General features: G+C 45.0%; 8 protein-coding genes. All 8 read left to right on the top strand.

The window, feature by feature from the left end:
- Window position 1 precedes the first annotated feature (1 nt).
- Window positions 2-1,084: a phospho-N-acetylmuramoyl-pentapeptide-transferase gene (mraY, locus tag G511_RS0111820; protein ID WP_028469806.1), complete on the top strand. Its 1,083-nt coding sequence runs from the start codon at window positions 2-4 to the stop codon at window positions 1,082-1,084.
- An 83-nt stretch (window positions 1,085-1,167) separates the two neighbouring features.
- Complete coding sequence (murD, locus tag G511_RS0111825) at window positions 1,168-2,517, top strand: UDP-N-acetylmuramoyl-L-alanine--D-glutamate ligase (protein WP_028469807.1); 1,350 nt, start codon at window positions 1,168-1,170, stop codon at window positions 2,515-2,517.
- Complete coding sequence (gene ftsW, locus G511_RS22725; protein ID WP_051221955.1) at window positions 2,514-3,794, top strand: putative lipid II flippase FtsW; 1,281 nt, start codon at window positions 2,514-2,516, stop codon at window positions 3,792-3,794. Before murD ends, ftsW begins: the two co-directional genes overlap by 4 nt.
- Window positions 3,787-4,860, top strand: a complete 1,074-nt coding sequence (gene murG / locus G511_RS0111835; RefSeq protein WP_028469808.1) for an undecaprenyldiphospho-muramoylpentapeptide beta-N-acetylglucosaminyltransferase — start codon at window positions 3,787-3,789, stop codon at window positions 4,858-4,860. Before ftsW ends, murG begins: the two co-directional genes overlap by 8 nt.
- Entirely contained in the window at window positions 4,857-6,302 is a 1,446-nt protein-coding gene (gene murC / locus G511_RS0111840) for a UDP-N-acetylmuramate--L-alanine ligase (protein ID WP_028469809.1), read from the top strand. The genes murG and murC overlap by 4 nt, the downstream gene beginning before the upstream one ends.
- Window positions 6,299-7,246: a D-alanine--D-alanine ligase gene (locus G511_RS0111845; RefSeq protein ID WP_051221958.1), complete on the top strand. Its 948-nt coding sequence runs from the start codon at window positions 6,299-6,301 to the stop codon at window positions 7,244-7,246. The genes murC and G511_RS0111845 overlap by 4 nt, the downstream gene beginning before the upstream one ends.
- 1 nt (window position 7,247) lies before the next feature.
- On the top strand, window positions 7,248-8,081 hold the full coding sequence (locus tag G511_RS0111850; RefSeq protein ID WP_028469811.1) for a cell division protein FtsQ/DivIB: 834 nt from the start codon (window positions 7,248-7,250) through the stop codon (window positions 8,079-8,081).
- A 6-nt stretch (window positions 8,082-8,087) separates the two neighbouring features.
- Window positions 8,088-8,825, top strand: a 738-nt coding sequence (gene ftsA, locus G511_RS0111855; RefSeq protein ID WP_028469812.1) for a cell division protein FtsA, incomplete at its 3' end; no start/stop codon positions are given.

Below are 8,825 nucleotides of genomic sequence, written 5' to 3' on the forward strand. Positions count from 1 at the left end.
TATGTTGTTAATTCTGGCTGACTATTTATCAGAGCATTTTTCAGCAATTGCCGTGTTTAAATATTTAACATTGCGAGGCATTTTAGGTGTATTGACGGCGTTAGCTATTTCTCTATTTATTGGCCCAAAATTGATTCGCTATTTGAAAGATAAGCAAATAGGACAGTCTGTACGTAACGATGGCCCTCAATCACACTTAAGTAAAGCAGGTACGCCCACGATGGGTGGTGCTCTGATTCTTCTTTCAATAGCAGTCAGTACCTTATTGTGGGCAGACCTGTCTAACCGTTATGTATGGATCGTGTTGATCGTTACTTTAATTTTTGGTGCCGTTGGTTGGGTTGATGATTGGCGTAAAGTGGTTGAAAAAAACTCCCGTGGTCTTCCTGCTCGATGGAAATATTTATGGCAGTCTGTTGGTGGGTTGGGTGCCGCCTTAGTTTTGTATTTCACGGCGCAAAGCCCCGCAGAAACACAGTTAATCGTTCCTGTTTTTAAAGATGTTGCCATTGATATGGGTATCTTCTTTATTGTTTTTACCTATTTTGTGATTGTCGGCACCTCCAACGCTGTCAACTTGACGGATGGTTTGGATGGCTTGGCTATTATGCCAACGGTTATGGTTGCAGGAGCATTGGCGGTATTTGCTTATCTTAGTGGACACATTCGTTTTGCTGATTACTTACATATTCCCTACATTGCGGGCTCAGGTGAACTCATTGTTTTCTGTGGTGCGATTGTTGGGGCTGGGTTAGGTTTCTTGTGGTTTAACACATATCCAGCTCAAGTATTCATGGGTGATGTTGGGGCGCTTGCCTTAGGGGCTGCATTGGGCACTGTTGCTGTTGTCGTTCGCCAGGAGCTGGTATTGGTGATTATGGGCGGAGTATTTGTTATGGAGACTGTCTCCGTTATTTTGCAGGTAGCATCCTATAAGTTGACAGGGCGACGAATATTTAGAATGGCGCCTATCCATCATCACTTTGAGCTTAAGGGCTGGCCTGAGCCTAGAGTGATCGTTCGTTTCTGGATTATCACCGTTATTTTAGTATTGGTAGGCCTTGCTACGTTGAAAGTGCGTTAAGAAATATTGAAAGTTGCACTCTAAAAATTAGTTGTAACGTGTGTAGAGCGTAAGTAGTCAAAAATAGGTTATCAGGAAATGCGATGTCATTAATTACATCAGACCAGTTAAAAGTTGTTATCGGTTTAGGACAGACTGGGCTTTCCTGTGCACGCTTTTTGGCTAGAAAAGGTTTTCGGTTTTCACTCGTAGATACACGAAATAACCCGCCGAATCTAGAGCAAATTAGAGCAGAGTTTCCTGATGTAGACCTGCATTTAGGAATACTTGACCCTGAGTATCTTATGCAGGCTAGCGAGCTTGTTCTCAGCCCAGGTGTTTCTCAGCAATTACCTGCCATCAAAGAGGCGGTTGCTAGCGGTGTTTCTCTGGTTGGCGATATTGACCTTTTTTGTCGTGAAGTCAGTGCGCCGATTGTTGCTATCACGGGCTCAAATGCAAAAAGCACCGTGACTACGCTCGTTGGCGAAATGGCGAAATCAGCGGGTATTAATGTAGGTGTTGGCGGTAATTTAGGCTTGCCTGTTTTAGATATGTTAGCGGCAGGTGAGCAGTCTTTGTATGTATTAGAGCTTTCAAGCTTTCAATTGGAAACGGTACACGATTTACGGGCTCAGGTTGCGACGGTTTTAAATGTCAGCCCTGATCACTTGGATCGTTACGATGGCATGCAAGGTTACTATCAAGCGAAGCACCGTATCTTTCGTGGTTGTATGTCAGCTGTTGAAAACCGTGATGATTCATTAACACATCCGTTACTTCCTAAAGATGTTGAACTATTCGGCTATAGGCTAAGTAAACCTGACTTTAAGGTCTTTGGTTTACTTGAAGAGTCAGGTGTCGAATGGCTAGCTATTGGTCATGAAAAGCTATTGCCTAGCCGCGAGATTAAAATGCCGGGGCGTCATAATGTTGCTAATGCATTAGCTGCCTTAGCGCTTGGGCAAGCTGTGAAGATTCCTATGACAGTTATGTTGGATACCTTAAAAACCTTTGGTGGTTTGGCACATCGCTGCCAATGGGTTGCTAATAAAACCGGTCTTGATTTTTACAATGATTCCAAAGGTACTAATGTGGGCGCTACAGTAGCTGCATTGGACGGGTTAGGTGCCGACTTATCCGCGGACCAGCGAATCGTGTTGATTGCTGGAGGTGACGGTAAAGGTGCAAGCTTTGATGACTTAATTAAACCTGTGAAGCGCTTTGTGCGTTCTGTGGTATTAATCGGACAAGATGCTAATAAAATTAGCCAAACGCTTTTAGGCGTAGAATCTTCTATTCAAGTTTCTCTGCAGGAGGCTGTTCAACAAGCTGTGAACGTCGCAAAACCGGGTGATATTGTGTTGCTATCTCCGGCGTGCGCAAGCATTGATATGTTCAAAAACTACACCCAGCGTGGTGATCAGTTTGTCGCGTTAGTGGATGCTTTATGAATGCGCTGAGCTCATTGGGGCAGCCGAAATGGTTGTCATTTCCCCAGCAGGGGGTATCCCCTTTTGATCCGTGGTTGTTGGGAACAGCTGTGACATTAGTGTTGACAGGCTTTGTGATGATTACTTCAGCCTCGATGGATGTCGCCGCTGAAAAGTTTGGAGGGCCATTTTTCTTTGCTCAACGACACGGCATCTTTATCATACTGGCGTTAATTGCTTCAATCATTGTTGTACGCATACCTATTAAATATTGGGAAAAATATGGCCCGATCTTATTGGGTGTTGGTTTTGTTTTATTATTGCTGGTGCTTATTCCAGGGATTGGTAAAGAGGTTAACGGCAGCCAGCGCTGGATCCGTTTAGGGCCTTTGAATTTACAGGCCTCAGAAATTGCTAAGTTTTGTATGGTTATTTATGTCGCTGGGTATTTAGTGCGCCGTTTATCTGAAGTAAGAACGAGTTGGGGTGGTGTAGTAAAGCCTGTACTACCGCTGGCTTTCTTTGTTTCTCTGTTATTGGGAGAGCCAGATTATGGTGCTGCTGTTGTTTTAATGGGTACTGTGATGGGAATGATATTTCTTGGCGGGATGCGGTTTACACAGTTCATCATGGTGCTCTCGTGTGCTGTCGGTCTCATTATGGTGATGGCCGTTGCACAGCCTTACCGGATGGCACGACTCAAGTCATTTCAAGACCCTTGGGCGGACCCTTTTGGTAGTGGTTACCAATTATCACAAGCACAAATTGCTTTCGGTCGTGGTGAGTGGTTTGGCACGGGTTTAGGTAACAGTGTTCAGAAGTTGTTTTATTTACCTGAAGCGCATACCGATTTTGTTTATTCAGTATTAGCGGAAGAGTTTGGTTTGATCGGTGCTTTGCTGGTGGTCGTGCTTTACGCCGTTATGATATGTCGTATCTTTCTTATTGGGCGTCAGGCCGAAAAGCAAAAACAGTTTTTTATGGGCTATGTAGCATATGGCTTTGGCCTTGTGTTTGCCGCTCAAGCATTAATTAATATTGGTGTGAATGTCGGAGCGTTGCCTACAAAGGGTCTGACGTTGCCGTTGCTAAGTTATGGCGGTAGTAGTTTGTTAGTTTGTGCAGCAATGATCGCTATTATTATTCGCATAGATTTTGAGCTGAAGCGTTTAAGAGCAGCTAAAAAAACTGATGCTGGCAGGTCTGAAGCTACAAACACTAAACAAAAAAAATCTAAAGCACCTGTAAAAAAGCTCTCTTCGCAAAAACAAAAAGAGGAGAAACTCGAGCATGCATAAAACTGCACTAGTGATGGCCGGCGGAACCGGAGGCCATGTCTTTCCTGCTTTGGCAACGGCTCGTTGTCTTGAGCAGCAGGGTGTATTGATTCATTGGATGGGAACGCAAAAGGGTATTGAATCGAGTGTTGTCCCCAATGCGGGTATTCAATTGCATACCATCGATGTACAAGGGTTACGTGGTAAAGGGCGGTTGAGTTTGTTGTTGGCGCCTTTTAAGTTGGTAAAAGCTATTTGGCAAGCTGTAAAGGTTGTACGTAAAGTTAGACCAGATATGGTGTTGGGTATGGGAGGTTTTGCTTCTGGCCCTGGTGCTGTCGCTGCTCGCTTGCTGGGGGTTCCTTTAGTTATTCACGAACAAAACGCAGTGGCAGGTATGACGAACCGTATTTCTGCAAAGTTAGCGCAACGTATTTTGGTAGCTTTTCCAGGTGCTTTTTCAGGCTCAGTTAAAACTGAACAAACGGGTAACCCCGTGCGAGGTGCAATTCTAGATTTGCCTGAACCAGAAATGCGTTATAGCCAGCGAGAAGGTGCTATCAATGTGTTAATCGTTGGTGGGAGCCTTGGTGCGAAAGCTATAAATGACATCGTGCCTGAAGCATTAGCAGAATTAAGCTTAGAAGAACGCCCATGCGTGTGGCATCAAACAGGAAAGCAGAGCTTTGATACCACGCAAGAAAAGTACAGTGCGCTTAATATAACCGCACGTGTAGATGCATTTATTGAACACATGGATGAAGCATATGGATGGGCTGACTTAGTTATTTGTCGCTCTGGTGCGCTAACAGTTAGTGAGTTAGCAATAGCGGGTGTGCCTGCATTGTTAATTCCTTTCCCTTTTGCTGTCGATGATCATCAGACGGGTAATGCACGTTACCTTGAAGAGGCCGGTGCTGCGTGGATTATCCAGCAGTCCGATTTAAAGAAGGATGATCTCGTTAAAATTTTACGTAACAAGACTGATCGGAGCTCATTACTTGAAATGGCATTAAAGGCGCGGGGTGTCGCTAAGCCTAATGCTAGTATCGATGTGGCTAGAATTTGTCTGGAGAGTATGAAATGAGTTCTGTATCACAAGCGCCAACCATATATGAAGTTCCAGAGATGCGCCGTATTCGCACGATTCATTTTGTCGGTATTGGCGGAGTAGGAATGTGCGGTATTGCTGAGGTTTTATGTAATCAGGGGTATCAGATCTCTGGTTCTGATATTCGTGCCTCAGTAACAACAGATCGCTTAGTTGGTATGGGTGCCAAAATTCATATTGGCCATGCCCCAGAAAATATTCAAGGTGTTGATGTTGTTGTTATCTCCAGTGCTGTCAATGATAGCAACCCAGAAGTAGAAGCTGCACGAGAAGGTCGTATTCCAGTAGTGCGTCGTGCAGAAATGTTAGCTGAATTGATGCGTTACCGTCATGGCGTTGCTGTTGCAGGAACGCATGGGAAAACTACTACGACAAGTTTACTTGCTTCCGTTTTTGCTGAGGGTGACCTAGATCCTACCTTTGTTATTGGTGGGCGGCTTAATAGTGCGGGCACTAACGCGCGTATGGGCGCTAGCCGTTATTTGATTGCAGAAGCTGATGAGAGTGATGCATCGTTCCTACATTTACAGCCGATGGTCTCTATCATCACTAATATCGATGCCGATCATATGGATACTTATGGTGGTGATTTTAATGTACTAAAACGTACTTTTGTCGAATTTTTACACAACCTTCCGTTTTATGGCTTGGCAGTTTTGTGCACCGATGATGAAATTGTTAGAGAGATTCTTCCAGAGATTAGTCGCCCTGTTGTGACTTACGGTTTGAACGAATCCGCTGATTATCGGGCGGTAAATATAACCCAGTCGGGTATGCATACTCACTTTACGGTTAAGCGCCCAGAAGGGCATGGCGATCTTGATATTACTCTCAATATGCCAGGTGTTCATAATGTACTTAATGCATTAGCAACCATCGCCGTTGCAACTGATGAAGGGATTGATGGTAAAGCAATTGCGACTGCACTTAAGCAGTTTTCAGGTGTGGGTCGTCGCTTCCAGGTGCTCGATGAGCTTAGTGTGGAAGGTGGCTCGGTCATGTTGGTGGATGATTACGGGCATCACCCAAGGGAAGTTGAAGCAACCATTAAAGCGGTTAAAGCCGGTTGGCCTGATCGTCGTCTGGTGATGATTAATCAGCCTCACCGTTATACGCGTACACGTGATTTGTATGAAGATTTTGTTCAGGTGCTGTCTGATGTTGACGTGTTAATGTTAATGGAAGTATATGCAGCAGGTGAGGAGCCCATTGCTGGAGCCGATAGTCGTAGTTTATGCCGTAGCATACGCCAGCGCGGTAATGTTGAGCCCGTGTATGTTAAGTCCGCAGAAGAAGTACCCGAAGTGCTGAAAAATATTCTACGTCCTGGTGATTTATTGCTTACGCAGGGTGCCGGGAATATTACGGCTTTAGCGCACCAGATATCGGGGCTTGATCTGACTGGAGGGCAAGAATGACATATCGGATTAGTGAGCAACAAAGAAACATGTTTGGTCGTGTTGCTGTTATTTACGGCGGAAATTCAGCTGAGCGTCCCGTTTCCTTGAACAGTGGTCAGGCTGTTTATAATGCTCTGACAGCAGCCGGTGTTAATGCCTTTTTACTTGATCTTTATGGGCCAACAGGAGAGTTAAATCCTGTTGAGCAGCTACAACAAGAAAAAATTGATGCTGCCTTTTTGATTCTGCATGGCCGTGTTGGCGAGGATGGTGTTATTCAGGGCTTGCTGGAAATGATGGCAATTCCTTATACCGGAAGCCGAGTTGCTGCATCCGCTTTAGGTATGGATAAGCTAAGAAGCAAGCAGTTATTTGTTGGTGCAGGCCTTCCTACACCGCCATTTAGGGTACTACGTTCAGAAAGTGATTTATCGCTCTGTGCTGCGGAACTTGATTTCCCTTTGATGATCAAACCTGCGCATGAGGGTTCTAGCATCGGTATGCATAAGGTCGATAATGCATCAGATTTAAGGTCTGCTTGGGAAGATGCATGCCGCTATGATCAAAGTGTTATTGCTGAAAAATGGATTACTGGAGCAGAGTTCACGGTTGCTATTTTGAATAACCAAGCGTTACCAGCCATACGTTTGGAAACCCCGCATGACTTTTATGATTATGATGCGAAATATGAAGCGGATGATACGCGCTATTTATTTGATGACACGTTAAGTCCAGAAAAAGATAGCGAGCTACTCCGATTGTCAGAACAGGCGTTTATCGCTATTGGTTGTAAGAGTTGGGGGCGTGTCGATGTTATGCAGGATAAAGAAGGGCATTTTTATCTCTTAGAAGTTAATACAACGCCAGGTATGACTGATCATAGTTTAGTACCAATGGCTGCCAAGCAAGCCGGTATTAGTTTTGAGCAGCTGGTGGTTGAAATTTTGAAAGAGGCTAACTGACATGTCAGCTGGTCTTCAGAAGCTAAAAGTATTTGATCAGTCATCTTTGCCGCCGCAAGCGGCAAGTGATGGTACGGTACTTGAGCAAGCATCTGAGCTGGCGCCAGAGCGCGAAACAGAAAAATATTGGCGACCATTATTGATATTGACGGCGCTTCTGATTTTTTGCAGCTTGCTGTTTAGTAGTTATATGCAAGTGATGACATGGTTGGATAAACCTATTACTCAAATTAGAGTTTTAGGTGAGACCAAATATTTGAATAAGAGGCAGCTTGCTGAAAAGTTGGCTGTGGGAATTAATGCACCATTGTTGCATGTGGATATATCATCGCTTAGAGAAACAATACTTGATGAGCCTTGGGTGCATGGCGCTAAAATAAAGCGTGATTGGCCACCGGCTGTAGAGGTAGTGGTTGATGAGCAAATTCCGGTAGCTCGCTGGGGGAAAAAAGGGCTGTTAAACCATCAGGGTGATATTTTTTGGCCCAATACGACAGGCAAGTATTTGAGTTTGCCGGTTTTAAACGGGCCAGCAACGGAAACGCAACATTTGATGGCGCAATATCATGATTTGAGCCGCCTATTTCAAGGCGCAAATGTTAAAATGGCGGGGCTTTCAATGGAAGCTCGTGGTGCTTGGTCACTTGTCTTGGATAATGGCATAGAAGTTATTGTGGGAAAAGAGCAATTGCGGGAAAGGTTGCAACGGTTTTTACATGTCTACAAAAAAGAGTTGGCCTCACGAGCTGCTCATATTGAAAAAGTTGATATTCGTTATACCAATGGTGTTGCTGTGAAGTGGCGTAAGCTTGAAGAACAGGTTAAGGCGGGTTAAGAAAGAATGTCAGATGCTAACATGATCGTCGCACTGGATATCGGCACCTCTAAAGTGGTGTGCTTGGTAGCCGAGGTAATGCCGGATGGCCATATTGAGGTTGTCGGTATCGGCTCGCACCCATCGCGAGGATTAAAACGCGGTGTTGTGATTAATATCGAATCGACGGTGGGTTCTATTCAGCGTGCCGTTGAAGAAGCAGAGCTGATGGCCGGTTGCAAAATACATTCGGTAACGGTCGGCATTGCGGGCAGTCATATCAGTAGTTTGAACTCGCACGGGATTGTTGCCGTGCGTGATCGCGAAGTGATGGATCATGATCTGGAGCGTGTCATTGATGCGGCCAGTGCTGTTGCTATTCCGGCTGACCAGAAAATCCTGCATATCTTGCCGCAGGAATACCTGATAGATAATCAGGAAGGCATTAAAGAACCCTTGGGTATGTCGGGTGTTCGCTTAGAAGCCAAAGTGCATTTGGTCACCGGTGCCATTAATGCTATCCAGAATATAGAAAAATGTGTCCGTCGTTGTGGCTTAGAAGTCGACGGCGTTGTGCTAGAGCAATTGGCCTCTAGTTATGCCGTATTGACCGAAGATGAAAAAGACCTTGGTGTCTGCATGGTGGATATCGGTGGCGGTACCACAGATATTGCTATTTTTACCGGCGGCTCTATTCGCCACACCGGTGTGATCCCTATTGCGGGTGATCAGGTCACCAATGACATTGCAATGGCGTTGCGCACA

This window comes from Neptunomonas japonica DSM 18939 (genome assembly GCF_000422765.1).
Classification (GTDB): Bacteria; Pseudomonadota; Gammaproteobacteria; order Pseudomonadales; family Balneatricaceae; genus Neptunomonas; species Neptunomonas japonica.